24 protein-coding genes and 1 tRNA gene are annotated in these 21843 nt (G+C 74.8%); 7 read left to right on the forward strand and 18 right to left on the reverse strand.

What is annotated here, in order from left to right:
* The 5 genes from EPD83_RS16585 to EPD83_RS16605 form a co-directional block, all read right to left on the reverse strand.
* A partial coding sequence (locus EPD83_RS16585; RefSeq protein WP_165566883.1) for an L-aspartate oxidase occupies nt 1–1202 on the reverse strand: 1202 nt, incomplete at its 3' end.
* Complete coding sequence (gene panC, locus EPD83_RS16590; RefSeq protein ID WP_128367276.1) at nt 1199–2119, reverse strand: pantoate--beta-alanine ligase; 921 nt, start codon at nt 2117–2119, stop codon at nt 1199–1201. The genes panC and EPD83_RS16585, both read right to left, overlap by 4 nt.
* A 223-nt stretch (nt 2120–2342) precedes the next feature.
* Nucleotides 2343–2939: a hypothetical protein gene (locus tag EPD83_RS16595; protein WP_128367275.1), complete on the reverse strand. Its 597-nt coding sequence runs from the start codon at nt 2937–2939 to the stop codon at nt 2343–2345.
* A complete protein-coding gene (locus EPD83_RS16600) occupies nt 2936–3940 on the reverse strand; it encodes a hypothetical protein (RefSeq protein ID WP_128367274.1) in 1005 nt (334 codons plus the stop codon). Before EPD83_RS16600 ends, EPD83_RS16595 begins: the two co-directional genes overlap by 4 nt.
* Nucleotides 3941–4173: 233 nt before the next feature.
* Nucleotides 4174–5058, reverse strand: coding sequence for a Rossmann-like and DUF2520 domain-containing protein (locus EPD83_RS16605; RefSeq protein ID WP_205859569.1), 885 nt, complete (start codon nt 5056–5058; stop codon nt 4174–4176).
* A gap of 110 nt (nt 5059–5168) precedes the next feature.
* Here EPD83_RS16605 and EPD83_RS16610 point away from each other — a divergent pair, with 110 nt between their 5' ends.
* The 5 genes from EPD83_RS16610 to EPD83_RS16630 all read left to right on the forward strand — a co-directional run bounded on the left by EPD83_RS16610 (nt 5169) and on the right by EPD83_RS16630 (nt 8916).
* Nucleotides 5169–5597 carry a hypothetical protein gene (locus tag EPD83_RS16610; protein WP_165566884.1) on the forward strand — a complete coding sequence of 143 codons (429 nt, stop codon included), beginning with the start codon at nt 5169–5171 and terminating at the stop codon, nt 5595–5597.
* A 2-nt stretch (nt 5598–5599) separates the two neighbouring features.
* Nucleotides 5600–5812: a helix-turn-helix transcriptional regulator gene (locus EPD83_RS16615; protein WP_128367638.1), complete on the forward strand. Its 213-nt coding sequence runs from the start codon at nt 5600–5602 to the stop codon at nt 5810–5812.
* Nucleotides 5805–6782: an SAM-dependent methyltransferase gene (locus tag EPD83_RS16620; protein ID WP_128367637.1), complete on the forward strand. Its 978-nt coding sequence runs from the start codon at nt 5805–5807 to the stop codon at nt 6780–6782. The genes EPD83_RS16615 and EPD83_RS16620 overlap by 8 nt, the downstream gene beginning before the upstream one ends.
* Nucleotides 6783–6862: 80 nt before the next feature.
* The gene (locus EPD83_RS16625) at nt 6863–7966 is read left to right on the forward strand and encodes an NADH-quinone oxidoreductase subunit D (RefSeq protein ID WP_128367639.1); all 1104 of its coding nucleotides are present in this window, start codon (nt 6863–6865) and stop codon (nt 7964–7966) included.
* Nucleotides 7967–8172: 206 nt separating this feature from the next.
* The gene (locus tag EPD83_RS16630) at nt 8173–8916 is read left to right on the forward strand and encodes a DUF6801 domain-containing protein (protein WP_128367636.1); all 744 of its coding nucleotides are present in this window, start codon (nt 8173–8175) and stop codon (nt 8914–8916) included.
* Nucleotides 8917–8926: 10 nt separating this feature from the next.
* On the opposite strand, the gene EPD83_RS16635 is transcribed toward EPD83_RS16630, so the two are convergent.
* The 9 genes from EPD83_RS16635 to EPD83_RS16675 form a co-directional block, all read right to left on the reverse strand.
* Nucleotides 8927–9421 (reverse strand): DUF3180 domain-containing protein, encoded by a 495-nt coding sequence (locus EPD83_RS16635; RefSeq protein ID WP_164896597.1) that lies wholly within the window; start codon nt 9419–9421, stop codon nt 8927–8929.
* On the reverse strand, nt 9418–10383 hold the full coding sequence (folB, locus tag EPD83_RS16640; RefSeq protein WP_165566885.1) for a dihydroneopterin aldolase: 966 nt from the start codon (nt 10381–10383) through the stop codon (nt 9418–9420). Before folB ends, EPD83_RS16635 begins: the two co-directional genes overlap by 4 nt.
* The gene (gene folP, locus EPD83_RS16645) at nt 10380–11228 is read right to left on the reverse strand and encodes a dihydropteroate synthase (RefSeq protein ID WP_165566886.1); all 849 of its coding nucleotides are present in this window, start codon (nt 11226–11228) and stop codon (nt 10380–10382) included. Before folP ends, folB begins: the two co-directional genes overlap by 4 nt.
* Nucleotides 11225–11869, reverse strand: a complete 645-nt coding sequence (folE, locus tag EPD83_RS16650) for a GTP cyclohydrolase I FolE (protein WP_164896560.1) — start codon at nt 11867–11869, stop codon at nt 11225–11227. The genes folP and folE overlap by 4 nt, the downstream gene beginning before the upstream one ends.
* Nucleotides 11856–13976 (reverse strand): ATP-dependent zinc metalloprotease FtsH, encoded by a 2121-nt coding sequence (gene ftsH / locus EPD83_RS16655; RefSeq protein WP_128367437.1) that lies wholly within the window; start codon nt 13974–13976, stop codon nt 11856–11858. Before ftsH ends, folE begins: the two co-directional genes overlap by 14 nt.
* Before the next feature lie 127 nt (nt 13977–14103).
* Nucleotides 14104–14655: a hypoxanthine phosphoribosyltransferase gene (gene hpt, locus EPD83_RS16660; protein ID WP_128367438.1), complete on the reverse strand. Its 552-nt coding sequence runs from the start codon at nt 14653–14655 to the stop codon at nt 14104–14106.
* Between the two features lie 31 nt (nt 14656–14686).
* Nucleotides 14687–15679, reverse strand: coding sequence for a tRNA lysidine(34) synthetase TilS (tilS, locus tag EPD83_RS16665; RefSeq protein ID WP_165566887.1), 993 nt, complete (start codon nt 15677–15679; stop codon nt 14687–14689).
* A gap of 11 nt (nt 15680–15690) precedes the next feature.
* Nucleotides 15691–16731, reverse strand: a complete 1041-nt coding sequence (locus EPD83_RS16670) for a zinc-dependent metalloprotease (RefSeq protein ID WP_128367915.1) — start codon at nt 16729–16731, stop codon at nt 15691–15693.
* A 24-nt stretch (nt 16732–16755) separates the two neighbouring features.
* Complete coding sequence (locus tag EPD83_RS16675) at nt 16756–18225, reverse strand: D-alanyl-D-alanine carboxypeptidase/D-alanyl-D-alanine-endopeptidase (protein WP_165566888.1); 1470 nt, start codon at nt 18223–18225, stop codon at nt 16756–16758.
* Nucleotides 18226–18315: 90 nt separating this feature from the next.
* Between EPD83_RS16675 and EPD83_RS16680 the strand changes: the two genes are divergently transcribed.
* Nucleotides 18316–18960 carry an inorganic diphosphatase gene (locus EPD83_RS16680; RefSeq protein ID WP_165566889.1) on the forward strand — a complete coding sequence of 215 codons (645 nt, stop codon included), beginning with the start codon at nt 18316–18318 and terminating at the stop codon, nt 18958–18960.
* A gap of 323 nt (nt 18961–19283) precedes the next feature.
* Here EPD83_RS16680 and EPD83_RS16685 read toward each other — a convergent pair whose 3' ends face one another.
* Genes EPD83_RS16685 through EPD83_RS16695 form a run of 3 tightly spaced genes read right to left on the reverse strand, consistent with a single transcriptional unit; the run spans nt 19284 to nt 20743 of the window.
* Nucleotides 19284–19781, reverse strand: coding sequence for a DUF427 domain-containing protein (locus tag EPD83_RS16685; RefSeq protein ID WP_165566890.1), 498 nt, complete (start codon nt 19779–19781; stop codon nt 19284–19286).
* Complete coding sequence (locus EPD83_RS16690; protein ID WP_165566891.1) at nt 19778–20164, reverse strand: hypothetical protein; 387 nt, start codon at nt 20162–20164, stop codon at nt 19778–19780. The genes EPD83_RS16685 and EPD83_RS16690 overlap by 4 nt, the downstream gene beginning before the upstream one ends.
* Before the next feature lie 9 nt (nt 20165–20173).
* Nucleotides 20174–20743, reverse strand: a complete 570-nt coding sequence (locus tag EPD83_RS16695; RefSeq protein ID WP_165566892.1) for a TetR/AcrR family transcriptional regulator — start codon at nt 20741–20743, stop codon at nt 20174–20176.
* Nucleotides 20744–20841: 98 nt separating this feature from the next.
* On the opposite strand from EPD83_RS16695, the gene EPD83_RS16700 reads away from it, so the two are divergent.
* Nucleotides 20842–21555, forward strand: coding sequence for an SDR family NAD(P)-dependent oxidoreductase (locus EPD83_RS16700; protein WP_165566893.1), 714 nt, complete (start codon nt 20842–20844; stop codon nt 21553–21555).
* A gap of 156 nt (nt 21556–21711) precedes the next feature.
* Here the strand turns inward: EPD83_RS16700 and EPD83_RS16705 are convergent.
* Nucleotides 21712–21788: transfer RNA gene (locus EPD83_RS16705), tRNA-Thr, on the reverse strand.
* Nucleotides 21789–21843 lie beyond the last annotated feature (55 nt).

Below are 21843 nucleotides of genomic sequence, written 5' to 3' on the forward strand. Positions count from 1 at the left end.
CCGGTGCACGACGCCTCGCCGCAGGCGTACAGCCCGTCGACGGAGGTGCGTCCGCGCAGGTCGGTCTCCACCCCGCCGGACGCGTAGTGCTGGGCCGGCGCCACCGGCAGCAGGTCGGTGGCCGGGTCGAACCCGAGCTCGCGGCAGCGCGCGACGATCGAGGGGAAGCGCTCCTGGACGAACGCGGCCCCGAGGTGCCGGGCGTCGAGGAAGACGTGGTCCAGGCCGCGCTCGCCCATGACGTCGAGGATGCCGCGGGCGACGACGTCGCGCGGCGCGAGGTCGCCGAGCTCGTGGCGTCCGGCCATGATCCGCTCGCCGCGGTCGTCGACGAGGACGGCGCCCTCGCCGCGGACGGCCTCGGAGATCAGCGGCTGCTGCCCGGTCGACCCCTCGCCGAGGAAGAGCACCGTGGGGTGGAACTGGACGAACTCCAGGTCGGTGACGCGGGCGCCGGCCCGCAGCGCCGCGGCCGTGCCGTCGCCGGTGGCCACGGGCGGGTTCGTCGTCGAGGTGTAGATCTGGCCCAGCCCGCCGGTGGCGAGGACGACCGCCCGCGCGTACGCGGCGCCGACGCCGTCGACCTGGCCCTCGCCGATGACGTGCAGCGTCACCCCGCACACGGCCCCGTCGTCGGCGGTGAGCAGGTCGACGACGAGGGCGTGCTCGACGACCTCGATGCCCGGGTCGTCGACCACCCGTTGCAGGGCGGCGATGAGGGCACGGCTGATCTCGGCGCCGGTGGCGTCGCCGCCGGCGTGGGCGATGCGGTCGCGGTGGTGGCCGCCCTCGCGGGTGAGCTTCAGCCCGCCGCCGTCGTCGAGGTCGAAGTGCGCCCCGAGCGCGACGAGCTCGCGGACCCGGTCCGGGCCCTCGGTGACGAGCGCCCGGACGGCCTCGACGTCGCACAGCCCGACCCCGGCGACGAGGGTGTCCTCGAGGTGCTCCTCGGGGGTGTCCTCGGGGTCCAGCGCCGCGGCGATGCCGCCCTGCGCCCACTGGGTCGAGCCGGCCGACAGCACGGTCTTGGTGACGAGCAGGACCCGGTCGACCCGCTCGCGCAGCCGCAGCGCGCAGGTGAGCCCGGCGATGCCGGACCCGACGACGACGACGTCGGCCTCGGTGCTCCACCCCGGCGCGCCGGCGTCGAGCCGTCGGGGCAGGACGGGCGGGGCCGGGATCGGGGCGGTCGGGCCGCTCATCGGGCCACCGGTCGGTCGGAGAAGACCTCGAGGGCGCCGCCGGCGGGGCCGACGACGAGCGGGCTGTTGTCGATGAGGCGGGTCGTCCCGATCCGGGCGGCGACGGCGAGCAGCGCCTCGCCGCGGTACCACTCGGGGACGTCGGCCAGGGTCTCGGGGTGGACGAGGACGAGGTAGTCGACGAGCGCCAGCGGCTCCTCGACGAGCACCTCGCGGGCGGCGCGGCGGACGGCCGACGGCCCGAGGGTCGCGGCGGCGGCCCCGGCCCGCAGCGCCCGGTGGAGGCAGAGCGCGACCTCGCGGTCGGAGTCGGTGAGGTAGGTGTTGCGGCTGCTCAGGGCCAGGCCGTCGGGCTCGCGGACGGTCGGCACGGCCACGACGTCGACGGGGAAGTCGAGGTCGCGCACCATCCGCCGGATGAGGAGCAGCTGCTGGGCGTCCTTCTGGCCGAAGTACGCGCTGCGGGCGCCGGTGAGGTGCAGCAGCTTGCCGACGACGGTGACGACGCCGTCGAAGTGGCCGGGGCGGGCGGCGCCCTCGAGGACGGCACCGAGCGGCCCGGCGGAGACGCGCACGCCGGGGTCGCCGTCGGGGTAGACGACGTCGGGCGACGGGGCGAACACGAGGTCGACCCCGGCCTCGGTGCAGATGGCCATGTCGTCGTCGAAGGTGCGCGGGTAGCGGCTGAGGTCCTCCTTCGGCCCGAACTGCAGCGGGTTGAGGAAGATCGTCACGACGACGTGGTCGTGGGCCTCGCGGGCGCTGCGGATGAGCTGGGCGTGCCCCTCGTGCAGCGCGCCCATCGTCATCACGGCGGCGACGTCCCGGCTGGGGAGCGCCGCCCGCGCGGCCTCGAGGTCGGCTCGCGTCATCGCGACCGTGGGTGTCCGTGCGGTGTCGAGCGACTGCGACGTCATCCCCGCATCCTTCCGCACGCCCCCCGCCGCTGTCCCGAGGGTCGCCCCCGCCCAGCCTTTCCCGGTGCCGCCCTGCGCAACTTTCTCGCCTGATCCCGGAACCTTCGGGTTCGCGCACCCTCGGTTCTTGCGCGAACCCGAACCTCGCAGGATCAGGCGAGAAAGCTCGCCGGCGGGGCGAGGAGGGCCAGGAGGGTCGGGAGGGTCAGCAAGGTCGGGAGGGTCAGGACACGAACTTGAGGTACACCCACGACGAGGTGGCCTTGGCGTTCCTCGTGTCGCCGCCCCAGATCACCCGCATCCGCAGCCGGCTGCCGCGGGTCCACGACGAGCCGAAGTACACGGAGGCGTTGCTGGACGAGCTGAGCTTCACGCAGCCCGAGCTCTGGGTGTAGCCCCAGCCGCTGCCGGTGGGCTCCTGGCCCTGGAAGCTCACGCACTGCCCGGTGTGGTACGGCCGGACGGTGCCGTACACGCGCGGCGACGAGCCGACCCGCACGAGCTTGTACGAGCCCGACGTGCCGACGACCCGGGTGACCGTGGCGGTCACCCGGGCCCGGACCGCGACGGCGGCCGTGCGGGTCACGGCGTCGTAGTCCGCGTCGCCCGCGTAGGTGGCGGTGAAGGTCGTGCGGACCTTGACCGGGGTCGTGACGACGAGGTTGCCCTCGGCGTCGGTGGCCGCCCGCTTGAGCAGCGTCTTCGTGCCGCCGTAGGGCTTGGCGTAGACCGACACCGTCGTGCCCGGCCGGGAGAGGTGCACGGTGACCTTGGCCGTCGCGCCGTAGGCGTACGTCGTCGCACCCCGGGTGAGGGTCATCGACGTCGCGCGCTTCGGGTGAACCGCTGCAGCGTCCAGACCACGGTCCCCGAGCCGTCCCAGCGGCTCGACAGGGCGTAGAGGTCGCGGGAGCCGAACTCCAGCCCGCGGAGGACGAGGCTGTCGTAGACGTCGTCGCCCACCCGGTAGGACCGGAACAGGCTCGCGCTGCCCTCCCGGTAGAGGTAGACCCCGCGGGAGGCGTTGTCCAGGCCGGCGGCCACGAGGCCGTCCCCGCGCACGGCGACGGCGTTCGGGTACTCCGCCGTGGGGTAGATCGTCCGCACGGTCATGTCCGTCGTCGAGAAGCCGACGTGCCGGTAGGGCGAGTCGTCCGTGGCGACGACCTCCTTGCCGTCCGGGGTGAGGGCGAAGTCGCGGGCGTCGGTGCTCGCCGAGGCTCCGAAGGAGACGGGCGCGGTCGCGCCGGCGGTGGTGTCGACGAGGAAGAGCGTGCCGTTCTGACGGGCGACGAGCCGGCCGGGCAGCCCCGGCGAGGACTCGACGCGGCTAAGGTACCAGCGCGGCTCGCTGAGACCCGTCGTCACGGTGCCGTCGGACAGCTGGACCGAGCCGATCATCCCGTCCTGCCCCGAGCAGGAGTAGGTGAACCACAGCACCTGGTCCTGCTGCGCGACCGAGGTCGGGCACACCCCGAGGGCGATCTTCGTCACCGCGAGGGTCGAGGCGTCGATGACCCCGATGGCCTTCTGCGAGCGCAGCGAGACGTAGAAGGCGCTCCGATCCGTCGCGAGGTGGATGTCCTGGGCTCCGGCGACCCCCGGGATCGTGCCCTGGCGCGAGCCGTCGAGCCCGAGGACGGTGATCGAGGACGTCGCGTCCCCGGACGTGATGAGCACCCGCCCGTGCGTTCCGTCGACGGCCATGTCGGTGTAGCCGGCGAGGCTGACGGTCACCGCCGGGGTCGCGGGCGCGGCGGCGACCCCGAGACCTGCGGCGACGAGCGCGGTGGTGATGACGGACGTGACGGCGCGGCGCATGGTCGGCCCTTCCACTGCAGAAGCTGACGATCCCCATGACCGCGGCGCGATCGCAGCCCCCGGGACCGACGCTCCGTCGTCGAATCGCAGAACCCGACCGACCGTCCGTTTCCGGGCGTGTCCGTGCGGCGGACACCGCCGTGCGCGGCCCCGCCGACGCCCCGCGACGACCGGGCCCCGGAACCTTCGGGTCCGCGCAGGTTCGGAGGGTGCGCGAAGCCGAAGGTCGCGCATCAGGCGAGGAAGGTGGGACCGAGGACGCCGAGCAGGGGCTCGGCGGCCTGCGGCGACAGGCGCCCGCTGTCCAGTGCCCGCAGCGCGGTGGCGCGGGCCAGGGCGACGTAGGTGCGGCGCACCTCGGGGGCGAGTCGGTCCAGCTCGCGCAGGTGGGCCTCGACGGTGCCGACGTCGCCGCGGGCGACGGGTCCGGTGAGGGCGGCGTCGCCGGTGCGCAGGGCGTTGTCGAGGGCGGCGTGCATGAGCGGGGCGAGGATGCGGCGCGGCTCCTCGACACCGGCGGCGCGCAGCACCTGCATGGCCTCCGCGGTCAGCGTGACGAGGTGGTTGGCTCCGTGCGCCAGCGCCGCGTGGTAGGCCAGCCGGTCCTCCTCGGGCACCCGCACGGGCGTCCCGCCCATCTCGAGGACCAGGGCCTCGGCGACGGGATGCAGCGGCTCGTCCGCGGTGACCCCGAAGGCGCACTCGGTGAGCCGCTGCAGGTCCATCGCGGTGCCGATGAACGTCATCGCCGGGTGGACGGCCAGCGGCAGCGCGTGGTGCGTCCGGACCGGGTCCAGGACGGCGGTGCCGTGCCGGCCGCTCGTGTGCAGGACGATCTGCCCCGCCTGCCAGCCGCCGGTGGCCGCGAGACCCGCGACGAGATGGGGCAGCGCGTCGTCGGGCACCGCGAGGACGACGAGCTCGGCGCCCGCGACGACCGTGGCGACGTCGGCCACCGGGACGCCGGGGAGCAGTGCCTCGGCCCGGGCGCGGCTGGCGTCGGACACGGCGTACGCACCGGTGACGCGGTGCCCGGCCCGCGCCAGGGCGGCACCGAGGACCGCACCGACGCGCCCGGCGCCGACGACCCCGACGGTCAGCCGGGCGGGATGCTCGATGCCGTCCACGACGCAGACGCTACCCGCGTGCGCCGAGTGATGATCGCGTCAAGCACCCTTGTCGACAAGCAGACTTGACATACGGAAAGCGTCCTTGACAGGATCGCCGCATGAACACGACACCGGGCCACCTGACCTCGACCGCACCGCGTCGCCGCATCTCGACCTTCAACCTCCTCTACCTCACCGTCCTCACCGTGGGTGGCCTCTGGTGCCTCGTCGTCGGGGTGTGGACGATGGGGGTGGTCCTCGTCGGGATGGCCGTCGTCCTCGGCATCGTCATCGGCCGCTCCCGCCGCGGCGCGGGCACCGACACGGGACGGGTCGACGCCGTGCAGCCCTACGACGAGCGGGAGCGGGCCGCCTCGACCTGGGCTTTCGCGGTCGTCGGCCAGGCGGCCCTGATCGGCCTCACCGCGGTGTTCGTCGGCCTCGTCGCGACCGACACCGGTCCCGGCCTCCTGCCCGTGGCCCTCGGCCTCGTGGCCCTGGCCGTGGTCTGGGGCGTCGCGAACCGCGTCGCCGTCCGGCGGTCCTGAGCATGGACAACGAGATCCGCCGGCTGCGCACCGAGCGCGGGCTGTCGCAGGCCGCCCTCGGCGACGCGCTCGGCGTCTCGCGGCAGACCGTCAACTCCCTGGAGGGCGGCCGCTACGACCCGTCCCTGCCGCTGGCGATCACCCTGGCGCGGTACTTCGGCACCACCGTCGAGGAGCTGTTCCACCTGCCCGACGACGCCCGGTCCCGTGGCTGAGCCCCGGCCCTGGCGCGAGGCCTGGCAGGACGCGCTCTACGGCCCCGCCGGCTTCTACCGTTCGGCGGAGGGGCCGGCCGGTCACTTCACGACGTCCGCCCACGGCCCGCTCGGACCGCTGCTGGCGGAGGCGGTCGCGGCGCTCGCCGACCGCGAGGGCGCGGTGCAGGTCCTCGACCTCGGCGCCGGCCGCGGCGAGCTGCTCACCGCCCTGCACGCCCACCGCCCCGACCTCTGGCTCACCGGCGTCGACGTCGTCGAGCGCCCGCCCGGCCTGCCCGACGCCGTGCGCTGGATCCGCTCCCCCGGCGGCGACGCGCTGCCCGACCGGCTCACCGACCTCGTCGACGTCCTCGTCGTCGCCCACGAGTGGCTGGACGTCATCCCCTGCACCGTCGCCGAGGTCGACGACGAGGGCCGGGCGCGGGTCGTCCTCGTCGACGCCGGCACCGGCGCCGAGACGCTCGGACCGGACCTCGACGCCGAGGACGCCGCCTGGGTCGCCGCGCACTGGCCGACCGACGGCGCAGCACCCGGCACCCGCGTCGAGGTCGGACTGGCCCGCGACCGCGCCTGGGACGCCCTCGCCGCCCGGGTCCGCCGGGGCACCCTCCTGGCCGTCGACTACGGCCACGTCCGCGCCGGGCGGCCCCCGCACGGCACGCTCGTCGGCCACCGGCGCGGCACGGTCGTGCCCGCGGTGCCGGACGGCTCGTGCGACGTCACCGCGCACGTCGCCGTCGACACCCTCGAGCAGGACGAGCGGTGGACCCAGCGCGAGGCCCTGGAGCGGCTCGGCGTCGACGGTCGGCAGCCGCCGGTGCCGATGGCCGGCACCGACCCGCTCGGCTACCTCGCGGCGCTGAACCGGGCCGGGACCGTCGGCGTGCTGCGCGACCCGAGCGGTCTCGGTGCCTTCCACTGGGTGCTCCGGCGGGTCGGCCGGCCCGGACCCGGTGCGGCAGACTGACCGCCGTGACCCCGGACGCCCCCGCCGAACGCCGCGCGCTCGAGGTCGCCGTCGGGGCCGGGGGCCTGGCCACGGCGGACATGGTCCTCAACATCGGGCCGCAGCACCCGGCCACCCACGGCGTGCTGCGCCTCACCGTCGTCCTCGACGGCGAGCGCATCGTCACCGCCGAGCCGGTCGTCGGCTACATGCACCGCGGCGCCGAGAAGCTGTTCGAGGTCCGCGACTACCGGCAGATCACGGTCCTCGCCAACCGGCACGACTGGCTGTCCGCGTTCTCCTCCGAGCTCGGTGTGGTCCTCGGCGTCGAGGCCATGCTCGGGATGGAGGTCCCCGAGCGGGCGGTGTGGCTGCGCACCCTCCTCGCCGAGCTGAACCGCGTCCTGTCCCACCTGATGTTCCTCGGCTCCTACCCTCTGGAGCTCGGCGCCATCACCCCGATCTTCTACGCCTTCCGCGAGCGCGAGGAGCTCCAGGCCGTCATGGAGGAGGCCTCCGGCGGCCGGATGCACTACATGTTCAACCGGGTCGGCGGCCTCAAGGAGGACGTGCCCGCCGGCTGGCTCGGCCGGGTCGCGGCGGCCGTCGGCGCGGTCCGCCGCCGGCTGCCGGACCTGGAGTCGATGCTCGTCGGCAACGAGATCCTGCTCGCGCGCACCCGCGGGGTCGGCGTCCTCACCCCCGAGACCGTGCTCGGCTACGGCGTCTCCGGCCCCATCGCCCGAGCCTCCGGGCTCGACCTCGACCTGCGCCGCGACGACCCCTACCTCGCCTACGGGGAGCTCTTCGCGCCCGGCGGGCCGGGCCGCGTCGTCACCCGCACCGAGGGCGACTGCCTGGCCCGCCTGGAGGTGCTGCTCGAGCAGGTGCACGTGAGCCTCGACCTCGCCGACGCCTGCCTGGACCGGCTGCACTCGCTGCCGGCGGGGCCGGTCAACCAGCGCCTGCCCAAGGTCCTCAAGGTCCCCGAGGGCGAGCGGTACACGGCGACCGAGAACCCGCTCGGGCTCAACGGCTACCACCTCGTCTCCCGCGGGGAGAAGACCCCGTGGCGCCTCAAGCTGCGCTCGGCGTCGTTCGGCAACGTCCAGGTGCTCTCCCAGGTGCTGCCCGGCTGCGTCGTCGCCGACATGGTCGCCGTGCTCGGCTCGATGTTCTTCGTCGTCGGCGACGTCGACAAGTAGCCGGCGCGGGCCAGCGGCGGTGTCGGGGCGCTACCTTGTCCGGCACGGCGGCCTCCCGGGGCCGCACCGGGCCACCCGACACCGAGGACCGTCGATGCTGCGCAACGCCGTCCTGACCCGCCCCCTCCTCGTGCTCGGCCTGGCTGCCGCCGCACTGACGACCTCGGCCCTCCCCCGCGTCGGCGGCCTCGGGTGACATCTCCTACGTGTGCCGGTGGTACGTCTCCCTCGACGGGGGCCCGACGGGGACCGACGACGGCACCGGACGCTTCGACACCGCCCTGGTCGACGGCGCCACCGTCCGGGCCGGCGAGCCCTTCGGCTTCGACCCGTCCACGGGCCGCTTCGACCTGCCGCAGGACTTCGTCGACGCCCTCCGCGCCCAGGGGGACACCGAGTTCTTCGGCTACGCGTCGGTCGAGGCGCCGTGGGACGTGGTGGGCGGCCGGCAGAGCATCGGCATGGACGTCCCCCTGACCCCGATCCCGGCCACCGGGCCGATGACCATTCCCCTCGTCGGGTCACGCAACGGCACCGAGACCCTGACCGAGCCGGGCACCTACACGCTCGTCGCGGGCCAGTTCGGACTCGTCTCGGACGACGACTTCGCCGGCCTCGTCTGCACCGTCGCGCCGGGAGTGCCCACCGAGGTGCGTGCCATCGACACCCTGACGGTGACTCCCGCCACGCCGACGCCCACCCCCACGGGCGAGCCCACGTCGACCCCGACGACGACCGCCGGCCCCTCCGCGACCGCCACGCCACCGGCGACCGCGAGCCCCGCCGCCACCGTCACCGCGGCCCCCGTGCGCCCGGTGCTCGTGCAGACCGACGCCGCCGAGCACGACGGCCCGTCGGGCTTGCCCGCGACCCTGGCCGCACTGCTCGGGGCCGGGCTCCTGGCCGGCGGGGTCCTCGCCCGTCGCCGGACGGCGACGCGGCGTCACTGAGGTCCGCCGGTCAGCGGTGGCGGGGCTCGTCCCGCGCGGCCGGTTCGCGGTCCTCGTCGTCGCCGGGGTCGATGCGGCACCACGCCTGGGCCACGAGCCCGCACACGGCGAGGACGAGCGAGGCGACGAGCGCGATGCCGAAGGACCACAGCCGCTCCCGGTTCGCGACGAGCGAGAGGTCGGACAGCAGGACGACGACCTGTCCGAGGTACCAGCCCGCGGCGGCCGCCCCCGTGAGCGCGGCGGCCTGCGCGAGGACGACGGTCCGGGCGGCGCGGAGGGCGTCGAGGGAGGTGCGGTTGCCGCTGCGCAGGTGCCGGCGCACCGGGCGCGCCAGCCAGAGGACGAGGCCGCCCATGACGACGAGCAGGACCGCGGCGCCCCACGGCGGACGCTGCAGCAGCGTGCCGTCGCGGGTGATGACCGTCCCCGCGACGTAGCCGAGCACGGTCGTCACCGCGAGGGTGACGACGAGGGTCTGGGTGCGGACGCCGTCGCGGCTCACGCCTGCTCGCTCTCGTCGGGGTCGGGGTCGGGGGCGGGGTCCGGGCCGTCGGCGACGGCCGGGCGCGGCGGCACCCGGACGCCGGTGGTGTCCACGCGCGCCAGCAGGTCGGCGACCGGCACGACCCCGTCGTCGGTCCGCAGCCGCGCCTCGGGGTCGGCGTCCAGCCAGGGCAGGAGGACGAAGGCGCGCTCGTGGGCGCGCGGGTGCGGCAGCGTGAGCCGGGGGCTCGCGGAGCGCACGTCGGCGTCCTGCCCGGGGTCGCCGTACTGCACGAGGTCCAGGTCGAGGGTCCGCGCGCCCCAGCGCACCTCGCGGCGGCGGTCGAAGGCGGCCTCGACGGCGTGCAGCTCGCGCAGCAGCGAGGCCGGGGACAGCGCGGTCCGCAGGAGGACGACGGCGTTGGCGAAGACAGGCTGGTCGGGCGGCCCGCCGACGGGGTCGGACTCGACGACGACCGAGCGCGCCTCGACGGCGAGGGCCGGGTGGTGCCCGAGCGCCTCGACCGCACTGGCCAGCGTCTCGGCCGGGCCGCTGGACCCCCACGGCAGGTTCGCCCCCACGGCGACGACCGCCGGCACCGGCGCCCGGCTCCGCACGACCGTGACGAGGACGTCGTCGAAGGGGACGCCGACCGGCGCCTGCGGCTTGTGGACGGTGACCGTGACCTCGTCGACCGCGGCGTGGGCGAGGGCGTCGGCGGCGACCAGCTCGGCCAGCCGCTCGACGAGGTCCTGCGGCTCGCCCTCGATCCGCGCGAGGACCGCCGCCCCGATCTCGCCGTAGTTCACGGTGTCGGCGAGGTCGTCCGAGGCGCCGGCCGCCGTGAGGTCGACGGCGAGCTCGACGTCGACGACGAAGTCCTGCCCCTCGCGGCGCTCGTGCTCGAACACGCCGTGGAAGCCGCGCCCGCGGACGCCGCGCAGCACGATCCGGTCCCGCGCCGTGCCCGCCGGGCTCACCGGCGCTCCCCGGGGGCCAGGGCGGCCTCGACGTCGAGGGCGTCGACCGCGGCCACGACGTCGTGCACGCGGACCCCCCAGGCCCCGTGCCGCACGGCGTGCGCGGTCGTCACGGCGGTGGCGACGTCGCGGTCCAGTGGCGGGCGCTCGGGCCGGTCCTCGCGGCCGACGAGCCCGAGGAACTTCTTGCGCGAGGTCCCGACGAGCAGCGGGTGCCCGAGCTCCCGCAGCGCGTCGAGGTGCCGCAGCAGCTCCCAGTTGTGGTGGGCCAGCTTGGCGAACCCGAACCCCGGGTCGAGGACGAGGTTCCCGGGCTCGACGCCGGCGGCCAGCGCCGCCTCCACCCGCTCGCCGAGCTCGCGCAGGACGTCGGCGACGACGTCGTCGTAGTGCGCCCGGTCCTGCATGCCCAGGCTGTGCCCGCGCCAGTGCATCGCGACGTACGGCACGCCGAGCTCGGCGACGAGCGGCAGCATGTCGGGGTCCGCCAGCCCGCCGGAGACGTCGTTGACGAGCGTCGCCCCCGCGTCCAGCGCCGCCGCCGCCACCGGGGCGCGCATGGTGTCGATGGAGACCGGACCCCCGGCGGCCAGGCCCTCGACGACGGGCAGCACCCGCCGCAGCTCCTCGGCCTCGGACGGCCGTTCGGCGCCGGGCCGGGTCGACTCCCCGCCGACGTCGAGGACGTCGGCGCCGTCCGCGCGCAGCTGCCGCCCGTGCACGACCGCGTCGTCGGGCTGGAACCAGGCGCCGCCGTCGCTGAAGGAGTCCGGGGTGACGTTGACGACCCCGACGACGACCGGCCGGCCGTCGCGACCGGTGGGCAGGCCCACCGGCGGGGTCACCGCGAGCCGGCGAGGAGGAGGGACATCGCCTCCGCCCGGGTCGCCGGGTCCCGCAGCTGGCCGCGCACGGCCGAGGTGATGGTCCGCGAGCCGGGCTTCTGGACGCCGCGCATCGACATGCACAGGTGCTCGGCCTCGATGACGACGATGGCGCCCTGCACCCCGAGGTGGGTGACGAGCGCGTCGGCGACCTGGGTCGTGATCTGCTCCTGCACCTGCGGGCGGCGGGCGTACACCTCGACGAGCCGGCCGAGCTTGGACAACCCGGTCACCCGCCCGTCCTCCCCCGGGATGTAGCCGATGTGTGCGACCCCGTGGAAGGGCAGGAGGTGGTGCTCGCACGTCGAGTACATCGGGATGTCCCGGACGATGACGAGCTCCTCGTGCTCGATCGGGAACGTCGCCGACAGCACCTCGGCCGGGTCCTGCCACAGGCCGGCGTAGAGCTCGTGGGCCGCCTTGGCCACCCGGGCGGGGGTGTCGCGCAGGCCGTCGCGGTCCGGGTCCTCCCCGATGGCGAGGAGGAACTCACGGACCGCGGCCTGCGCCCGGGGCACGTCGACCGGCGGGCGGGTCGCCGCGCCGGTCGAGGTGGCCGTCGCGGCCGGCGCGAGGTCGAGGTCGGCCTCAGGGCTCGACACGCCCACCCTCCGGAACCTCGACGGTCTCGGTCGGCGGGTTCTCGTCCGGCGTCGTGCGCGCCCCGGCGCGGGCCCGCTCGTCGATCTCGGCCTCGGTGCGCGGGTCGCCCGGCGTCACCGTGGAGCCCTCGGGTGCGCCCGAGCCGTTGGCACCGTTGGCGCCGTGGTGCCCGTTGAGCGCGGCCTGCTCGGCCGGGGTGAGGACCGGCGGGATGTCGGAGAGGGTGCGGTGCTCGCTGGACAGCCAGGTCGGCCGCTGCGGCCGCTTGACGATGTCCTTGAAGATCTCCTCGAGGTCCTTGGCGTTGAGGGTCTCCCGCTCGAGGAGCTCCAGGACGAGGGTGTCGAGGATCTTGCGGTTGTCGTTGACGACGTGCCAGGCCTCGTCGTGCGCGGAGTCGATGAGCTTGCGCACCTCCTCGTCGACGACGGAGGCGACCTGCTCGGAGTAGTCGCGCTGGTGGCCCATGTCGCGCCCGAGGAACGGCTCGCCCTGGCTCTGGCCGAGCTTGATGGCCCCGACCCGCTCGGACATGCCGAACTCGGTGACCATCTTGCGGGCCATCGCCGTCGCCTTCTCGATGTCGTTCGAGGCGCCGGTCGTCGGGTCGTGGAAGATGATCTCCTCCGCGACCCGGCCGCCGAGCGCGTAGGCGAGCTGGTCGAGGATCTCGTTGCGGGTCGTCGAGTACTTGTCGTCCAGCGGCATGACCATCGTGTAGCCGAGGGCGCGCCCGCGGGGCAGGATCGTCACCTTGGTCACCGGGTCGAGGTGGTTCATGCCGGCGGCGACGAGCGCGTGGCCGCCCTCGTGGTAGGCCGTCATCTTCCGCTCGGCCGCGGACATGATGCGGGTCCGCTTCTGCGGGCCGGCGATGACGCGGTCGATGGCCTCGTCGAGGACCTCGTCGTCGATGAGCTTCTTGCTGCTGCGGGCGGTGAGCAGCGCGGCCTCGTTGAGGACGTTGGCCAGGTCGGCGCCGGTCATGCCCGGGGTGCGGCGGGCGACGGCCAGCAGGTCGACGCCGGCGGCCATCGGCTTGCCCTGCGAGTGCACCTGGAGGATCTTGTGCCGGCCGATCATGTCCGGGTTCTCGACCGCGACCTGGCGGTCGAAGCGGCCCGGGCGCAGCAGCGCGGGGTCGAGGATGTCCGGGCGGTTCGTCGCCGCGATGAGGATGACGTTGGTCTTGACGTCGAAGCCGTCCATCTCGACGAGCAGCTGGTTGAGGGTCTGCTCGCGCTCGTCGTGCCCACCGCCGAGGCCGGCGCCGCGGTGGCGGCCGACGGCGTCGATCTCGTCGACGAAGACGATGGCGGGGGCGTTGGACTTGGCCTGCTCGAAGAGGTCGCGGACGCGGCTGGCGCCGACACCGACGAACATCTCGACGAAGTCCGAGCCGGAGATCGAGTAGAACGGCACGCCGGCCTCGCCGGCCACGGCGCGGGCCAGCAGGGTCTTGCCGGTGCCGGGCTGGCCGTAGAGCAGCACGCCCTTGGGGATCTTCGCGCCGACGGCGAGGAACTTCGCGGGCTCGCGGAGGAAGTCGACGATCTCGTGGAGCTCCTCGACGGCCTCGTCGGCGCCGGCGACGTCGGCGAAGGTCACCTTCGGGGTGTCCTTGGTCGCGAGCTTGGCCCGGGACTTGCCGAACTGCATGACCCGGTTGCCGCCGCCCTGGGCCTGGGTCATCAGCCACCAGAAGAGGCCGACGAGCAGGAGGACGGGGAAGAAGCTGATGAAGATGGTCCAGAAGGCGTTGTCGCCCTCGACCTTGTCGTTGTAGCCGTCGGGCAGGTTGGCGTCGAGCTCCTCGATCAGCTGCGGGGCCCGGGCGTCGACGTACTCGGCGCGCACCTTCGTGGCGTCGCTGACGTTCGTGCTCGGGTCGGAGAAGGACTGACCGGACTTGAGGTCGAGGGTGAGGACGTTGTCGGTGGTCATCACCGCCGTCTCCACCTTCTTCTCGGTGATGAGCTTCTGGGCCTGCGCGGTCGTGATCGTCGTGTAGCCGCCGTTGCCGCCCACCGTGAAGACGATGAGGAGCAGGGCGAGCGCGGCGAGCACCCAGAACACCGGCGCGCGGAGAATGCGTTTGACGTCCATCTGGTTACGGGGCGAGCGCCCCGACCCTCCTGCTCGAAGTCAGCGGGACCGGGACGATCACCGACCCGGACTGGTACACGCTAGCAACGAGCCCGCCACGCCCGGTGTTCCGTCGGGAGAACCCGCGTCAGCTGTAGACGTGCGGCGCGAGCGTGCCGACCACCCGCAGGCCGCGGTAGCGCTCGGCGTAGTCGAGGCCGTAGCCGACGACGAACTCGTTGGGGATGTCGAAGCCGACCCACTGCACGTCGACGTCGACCTTGGCCGCGTCGGGCTTGCGCAGCAGGGTGCAGATCTCCACCGAGGCGGGGCTGCGGGACTCGAGGTTGGCCTTGATCCACGACAGGGTGAGCCCGGAGTCGATGATGTCCTCGACGATGAGCACGTGCCGGTCGGTGATGTCGGTGTCGAGGTCCTTGAGGATCCGCACGACGCCGCTGCTCTTGGTGCCCGAGCCGTAGGACGAGACCGCCATCCAGTCGACCGGCACCGAGTACGGCAGGGCGCGCATGAGGTCGGCCATGACCATGACGGCGCCCTTGAGGACGCCGACGAGCAGCAGGTCCTGGCCTTCGTAGCGCTCCCGGACGAGCCCGGCGAGCTCCTCGAGCTTGGCGTGGATCTCCTCCTCGGTGATGAGGACTTTCTCGAGGTCTGCTCCCATGTGGGCGGCGTCCACTGCGGCTCCTGGTCGACGGGGCGGGTCGGGGCTATTCAACCCGAGCGGCGGTGTCGATGGACACCCGGTGACCGGATCGGCGCACCCGGACCCCGCCGGGGGCGTGGACCGCGCCCTGCCCGTGCCAGGCGGTGAGCAGCCGGTCGCAGGCGTCGACGTGCCGCGCCGAGACCTGCCCCGCGGGGGCGCCGGCGTCGACGAGCGCGGAGCGCCACACCCGGGTGCGGACGGCGCGCGGCAGGTCGAGGAGGTCGGCCTCCTGCCACGGGGGCGGACCGAGGGTCGCCGACGCCTCGGCGGCCAGGGCCTCGAGGTGGTCGGCGTCGTCGCGCAGCAGGTCGGCGCTGCGGGCCAGGGCGGCCGCCAAGCCCGGGCCGAGGTCGGCCTCGAGGTCCGCGAGGGCCCGGCGGGCCCGGACCCGGGCGAAGGCCGGGTCGTCGTTCATCGGGTCCTCCCACCAGGTGCGGTCCTCGGCGGCGCAGGCCGCCCGGGTCTCGTCGCGCCCCAGCGCGAGCAGCGGACGGCGGTACCGGCCGCGGGCGGCGGGCATCCCGGCCAGGCTCCGCGCGCCGCTGCCCCGGGCCAGGCCGAGCAGCACCTGCTCGGCCTGGTCGTCGCGGGTGTGGCCGAGGAGGACCAGTCGCGCCCCGAGCCGGTCGGCGACGGCGTCCAGCGCGGCGTAGCGCGCGGCGCGGGCGGCGGCCTCGACCCCGGCGCCGGCGGGGTCCACCGCCACCGTCACGACCTCGACCGGGTCCAGCCCGAGCGCCCGCAGCGCCTCACCGGTCCGCCGCGCGACGGCGGCCGAGCCCTCCTGCAGCCCGTGGTCGACGACGACCGCGCCGGCGCGGCGCCGCTCGGCCTGGGCGACGAAGGCGAGCGCGTCGGCCAGGGCGGTCGAGTCCGCTCCCCCGCTGCACGCGGCGAGGACGAGGTCGTCGGGCGCGGTGCCGGACAGGGCGGCGAGCACGGCCGACCGGGCGGCGGCCACCGCGGGGTGCGGCCGGCCGTGGGCCCGGGGCATCGCGGCGGCGGTCAGCCGTGGACGCGGCGGACCCAGGCGGCGGGGTCGGCGATCTCGCGCGGCTGCGGCAGCGTGTCCGGCGAGGTCCACACGGCGTTGAAGCCGTCGACCCCGACCTTCTCCTGCACACCGCGGACGAACACGGCGCCGTCGCGGTACTGCCGCATCTTCGCCTCGAGGCCGAGGAGGCGGCGCAGCAGCCGGTCGGCGGCGCCGGCGCCCCGGCGACGGTCGGTGAAGCGGCGGCGGATCTCGGCGACGCTCGGGACGTGCTGGGGGCCGACGTCGTCCATGACGACGTCGGCGTGGCCCTCGAGCAGCGACATGACGGCGGTGAGCCGCGCCATCTGCTCGCGCTGCTCGGGCGTCGTGAAGAGGTCGGCGATGCCGGTGCTGCCCTCGGCGAAGAGCTCGGGCAGGCGCTCGGTGAGCCGGGAGGCGATCTCCTGGAGGCGCTCCTGGTCGGGCGCGAGGTCGATGGCCAGGTGCCGGGCCTCGCCGATGACGTGCTCGCGCAGCCACGGCGTCGCCGTGAACTGCACCCGGTGGGTCTCCTCGTGCATGCACACCCAGGTGCGGAAGTCCGCGCGGTCGACGCCGAGCTCGGTGGCGGTGGCCATGAGGTTCGGGGCGACGAGGAGGAGGTTCGGGGTGCCGTTGGGGGCGATGTCGTACTGGCCGAGCACCTTGTTGGCCATGAACGACAGCAGCGCCCCGGCCTCGGCGCCGGTGACCTTGCCGCCGACGGCCTGGGCGGCGGGGCCGACGGTGACGCCGCGCTTGCTGACGATGGCGTCGACGGCGGGGTCCAGCAGCGCGGCCATGGAGTCGACGTTGACGGCGATCCACGTGGCGCGGTCGACGACGAGCGCCTCGGGCGCGTCGGGGGGCGTCTGCATCCGGGCGGTCTCGGCCACCGGCTCCCGGGCCGACCGGGCCGCCGCGCGGATCGCCTCCACCTCGGCCCGCGCCTCGCCGGGCGAGACCACCGGCCCGGCCGGGACGAGCGCTCGGCCCGTCGTCTTCGCGAACTCCCAGTCGACGTATCCCACGGACTCAGCCTCTCATCACGGTGGTCACCGGCAGCCACATCGGGTCAGGGCGGCCACGACGCCATCCAACGCGGCGCGGGCACGCAGCGTTCCGTCGTAGGTCTGGGGGTACCCGTCGACCTGGACGGCGAACAGCAGGGGCCGGCCGTCGGCGGTGACCGTGGTGCCGGCGAGCGAGGAGCCCTGCCGCAGGGTGCCGGTCTTGGCCCGGGGCACCCCGAGGACGTCGCGGGTGGCGTCCTCGGTGAACCGCGCGCTCAGGGTGCCCTCGAGGCCGGAGACCGGGAGGCCGGCGACGACCCGGGCCAGCGGCGCCGACCCGCCGTCGACGGCCCGGGCCAGGACGGCGCCGAGGGTGTCGGGCGCGACCCGCTGGCCGGGGCTGAGGCCGCTGGCGTCCTTGAGCCGCAGCCCGGGCACCGGGATCCCGTCGGCGCGTAACCGCGAGCGGACGAAGTCGCCGGTCGCGGTGCGCCCGGAGGTCGGCGCGCCGGTGGTGGCGGCCGCCTGCCGCACGAGGCTCTCGGCCAGGGTGTTGTCGCTGACCTCCAGCGCGTGGTCGAGCAGCCGGCCGTACGTGGCGGACTCGACGACCCCGAGCTCGTCGGCGCCCTCCGGGGCCGCGCGGGCCCAGGTGCGCTCGGGCCGGAGGCGGACGGTGACGCCGCGGTCGGCGAGCAGGTCGCGCAGGGCCCGGGCGACGACGACCTCGGGGCGGTCCGGCGCGGGGTCGAGGACGGCGGCCTGGCGCGACGCGAGCCCGGTCATCGCCACCGGGCCGGCGAAGCCGTCGCGCACGTCGTGCGGGTTCCAGGTCGGCGGGATCCTCGGCCCGCGGGCGAAGGACAGGTCGAGCCGCAGGGTGAAGTCGCGCTGCCGGGCGTCGCCGGCGTCGCGCAGCGCGCGGACGACCTGGTCGGCGAGGTCGCCGAGCCCCGCACGGCCGACGACCGCCGAGGGCCGGCCCGCGTCGTCGGCCAGCAGCATGTCGCCGCGGGCCACGAGGACGAGGTCGGGCGTGCCGGGCGCTCGCACGACGGCGGTCGGGATGCGACCGTCGAGGTCGAGGGTGTCGGCGACGGCCAGCGCGGAGAGCAGCTTCGCCGTGGACGCGGGCACCCGGGGGGTGCGTCCGGCGACGGCGTACAGCTCCCGGCCGGTCACGCCGTCGCGGACGGTGAGCCCGACCCCGTCGTCGAGGGCGTCGTCGGTGGTGGCCCGGCGGACCGCGCGCTGCAGCCCGGCGCGGGTGGGGACGGGGGCGTCGGCGCCGGTGTCGGTGAGGGCGGGGTCGGGGACGGCGGCGGCGGTCGGGAGGATCGCGGGTACCGGGTCGGCGCCGGGGTCCTGCGGTGTCGCGGCGGGCGTCGGACGCGGGGTGGGAGCGGCGCGGGTGAGGACGCCCGGGACGAGGTCGAGCACGTCGGCGGTCACGTAGCCACCGGCGGCGACCAGCCCGACCGCCAGCGTGCCGGCGAGCATGACCCGTCTCACCCGCTCTCCCTTCGTGCCCCGCACGGCCGATGCGCCAGACTGTGCGTCGAGGGTAGGTCACCGGCAGGACGACGGAGAGGGCAGGCAGGCGTGGAGTTCGACGTCACCATCGAGATCCCGAAGGGTCACCGCAACAAGTACGAGGTCGACCACGAGACGGGGCGGATCCGGCTGGACCGGATGCTCTTCACGGCGATGTCGTACCCGTCGGACTACGGGTACATCGAGGACTCGCTCGGCGAGGACGGCGACCCGCTGGACGCACTGGTGCTGCTCGACGAGCCCACCTTCCCCGGCTGCATCGTGCGCGCCCGGCCGATCGGCATGTTCCACATGCGCGACGAGGCCGGCGGCGACGACAAGATCCTCTGCATCCCGGCCGGCGACCCGCGCAAGGCGCACATCAGCGAGCTGAGCGACATCACCGAGTTCGACCAGCTGGAGATCCAGCACTTCTTCGAGACCTACAAGGACCTCGAGCCCGGCAAGTCCGTCGAGGGCGCCCACTGGGCCGGCCGCGACGAGGCCGAGGAGTGCATTCGCGAGGCCCTCCAGCGGGCCGAGGCCGCGGGGCTCACCACCGCCCGCTGGCGGATGCCCCCGCACGCGCCGGCGCCCTCGCCCGAGGTCATGGACGCCGTGAAGTCGGCGCACACCCGCGAGGAGATCGAGGCCGCCGCCGAGAAGGCGCGCGCCGAGCTCGCGACCAAGGACCAGCCCCTCACCGACGAGTGACCCCGCCGTCGCCCCCCCCCCCGGCGACGAGCAACCCCACCCGTCACAACTTCCTCGCCTGACCCCGCAACCTTCAGGTCCGCACCCCCACCGAACCCCGGCGAACCCGAACTTTCTCGCCTGATCCCGCAACCTTCAGGTCTGCACCCCCACCGAACCCCCGCGAACCCGAACTTCCTCGCCTGATCCCGGAACCTTCGGGTCGACCCGGGCGGCCTTCCCTTGCGAACCCCGACTTTCCCGCCCCATCCGGGAAACCCGGGGTTCGCAGGGCTGGTCTTCCCCGGCGAACCCCTGTGTTCCCGGATGGGGCGGGAAAGTCGTCACCAGCCCCAGGTGCCGGGCTCGCCCTTGAACGGGCCGACGACGCGCGCGGTGACCCAGCCGCCGTAGAAGCCGCCTGCCTGCGGGGTGACGACCGCGCCGTCGACGGTGCAGCGGTCGACCGCCCCGGGCATGACGGCGACGTGGTCGCGGATGACCTCGAACGCCGGCGCCGGCGTCGGGTACGTCCACGCCGCGCGCTCGGCCACCCGGTCGCCGCCGAGGACGTCGAAGTACGCCGCCTGCCCCTTCCACTCGCACAGCGACGCCCCGGCGCACCGCAGCAGCGCGCCGTCCACGAAGTCCTCCGCGGGCAGGTAGTACGTCGGCGGATGGCTCGTCTCGAGCACGCGCAGCGGCCTGGTCGAGGCCGCGACGCGCTCCCCGCCCAGCCAGATCTCCACCGACTCGCCGCTGGCGTCGATCGCCGGCGGGCGCGGGTAGTCCCACACCGACTCCTGGCCGGGACCGGGCTCCTGGCGGCGGGGGCGGCTCACGCGACGCCCTCGTCGTCCAGGGCGGAGCGGATCGCGTCACCGACGTCGTCGACCGACCCGTGCGCCGCGGCCAGCCGGTCAGGTGGCACCAGGGTGGTGAGCGACCCGTCGCCGCGCACGCCGAGGACGACCGGCAGCCCGGCGCGCTCGGCGGCCGCACGCTCGGCGTCGGTCGTCTCGTTGCGGTGCACGAGGCGCACCGGGACCGGCAGCCCCGCGGTCATCTCGTCCCAGGCCGGCTTGCGCCGCACCCCGCGGTGGGTGGCGTCGCACAGCCCGCAGGACGTCCGACCGGTGAGGTGACCGACCGCGTACGCCAGCTCCCCCAGCACTCCGCCGTCGGCGTTGTACACCCCGACGACCTCGACCACGCGCTCCGTCATCCTCCGAGGCTAACCCCGCGCGGACGCCGCCACGGCGTCGACGAGCTCGTGCGCCAGATCGACCGCCTCCGCTCCCGGACCGTCGGGACCGAGGTGGGCGGTGCTGAGGTACGCACCGTCGACGAGGGCCGCGAGCCGGCGTGCGAGACGCCGGCCCTCGACCGGGTCCAGCCGGCGAGCGGTCGCGTCCAGCCGGTCCAGCAGGGCCTGCCGGTACTCGCGGGCCGTCCGGCGGGCCGCGTGGTCCGGGTCGTCGAACTCGGCGGCGGCGTTGCCGAACGGGCAGCCGCGGAAGCCCGGTCGCCGCAGGTCGGCCGCGACGCCGTCCAGGACGGCGTGCAGGGCGTCGGCCGGCGTCGCTGCCCGGGCGATGTCCCGGTCGACCAGGTCCAGGATCTGCACCGCGAGCTCCTGGAGGTAGGCCCCGACGAGGTCGTCCTTGGTCGGGAACACGCGGTACACGCTCATCTTGGCCAGCCCGGTCTCCTCGACGAGCCGGTCCATCCCCACGGCGTGCACACCGTGCTCGGTGAAGAGACGGGTGGCGACCTCGAGGACGCGCCTCCGTCGCTCGTCCACGCCGAGGCGTGGGGCTCGTGGGGGGGCTTGTCGCCGTGCGCTCACCGGACTAGCCTAGGCGCGTTGTGACGAATCCGTCTCAACCTGGAGCGTGTCTCGTGGAGAATCCGACTGCTCTCGTCACCGGCGCCTCGCGGGGGATCGGCGCCGAGGTGGCCCGTCGCCTGGCCGAGCACGGTCTCCGGGTCGTCGTCACCGCGCGCGACGCCGACCGCGCCGTCGAGGTCGCACGCGCCCTGCCCGGCAGCGGCCACGAGGGTCATGCCCTTGACGTGACGGTGCCGGACACCGTGAACGCCGTCGTCGACGCCCTGGATCGCGGCGGCCTCGACGTCCTCGTGAACAACGCCGCCGCGTACGTCGACTGGGCCGAGACCGGCCTGTCGGCGGACCTCGACGCCGCTCGCCGGGTCATGGAGACGAACCTCTTCGGCCCCTGGCTCGTCGCGCAGGCCGCGGTCCCCCTCCTGCGGCGCAGCGCGCACCCACGACTCGTCAACGTGTCGAGCGGCGGGGGGTCCCACGGGGACGAGGCCTTCGGCCTCACCACACGGTCGGGAGCCGCGGCCAGCTACGGCATCAGCAAGGCGGCGTTGCTGGCGCTGACGAGCACCTTGGCCGCCGAGCTCGCCGACTCCGCCGTCCTCGTCAACGCCGTCTGCCCGGGACTCACCGCGACCTTCGAGGGTGCGGAGCAGATGGGCGCCCGTCCCGTCGCCGAGGGCGCCGCGGGCATCGTCTGGGCGGCCACCCTGCCCGACGACGGTCCGAGCGGTGGGTTCTTCCGGGACGGTCTGCCCCTCCCCTGGTGACCGGCGGGGACGGACGGCCGGTCCCCGGCGGCGACACGTCGTGCGGGTCGGGTCCGCCGTCACGCGCTCGCCGGTCCCGACCCTCGAGCCCCGGGCGACGAGGAGACGCAGAGGCCCCCTCGAGATGTCGAGGGGGCCTGACCCGGTGTCCTGCGGTGGAGCCGCCTGTCGGAATCGAACCGACGACCTATTCATTACGAGTGAATCGCTCTGGCCGACTGAGCTAAGGCGGCGCGTCCCCGGAGCCGTCCGGGCACGACGGCGAGTATAGGGAGCCTGCCCGCATGT

The organism is Phycicoccus flavus (genome assembly GCF_004025965.2).
Classification (GTDB): domain Bacteria; phylum Actinomycetota; class Actinomycetes; order Actinomycetales; family Dermatophilaceae; genus Phycicoccus; species Phycicoccus flavus.

Coding starts and splice junctions, on each gene's coding strand:
- panC (WP_128367276.1), bottom strand. CDS start 2,119: ATGACGTCGCAGTCGCTCGACACCGCACGGACACCCACGGTCGCGATG.
- EPD83_RS16595 (WP_128367275.1), bottom strand. CDS start 2,939: ATGACCCTCACCCGGGGTGCGACGACGTACGCCTACGGCGCGACGGCC.
- EPD83_RS16600 (WP_128367274.1), bottom strand. CDS start 3,940: ATGCGCCGCGCCGTCACGTCCGTCATCACCACCGCGCTCGTCGCCGCA.
- EPD83_RS16610 (WP_165566884.1), top strand. CDS start 5,169: ATGAACACGACACCGGGCCACCTGACCTCGACCGCACCGCGTCGCCGC.
- EPD83_RS16615 (WP_128367638.1), top strand. CDS start 5,600: ATGGACAACGAGATCCGCCGGCTGCGCACCGAGCGCGGGCTGTCGCAG.
- EPD83_RS16625 (WP_128367639.1), top strand. CDS start 6,863: ATGGTCCTCAACATCGGGCCGCAGCACCCGGCCACCCACGGCGTGCTG.
- ftsH (WP_128367437.1), bottom strand. CDS start 13,976: ATGGACGTCAAACGCATTCTCCGCGCGCCGGTGTTCTGGGTGCTCGCC.
- tilS (WP_165566887.1), bottom strand. CDS start 15,679: ATGCCCCGGGCCCACGGCCGGCCGCACCCCGCGGTGGCCGCCGCCCGG.
- EPD83_RS16690 (WP_165566891.1), bottom strand. CDS start 20,164: ATGACGGAGCGCGTGGTCGAGGTCGTCGGGGTGTACAACGCCGACGGC.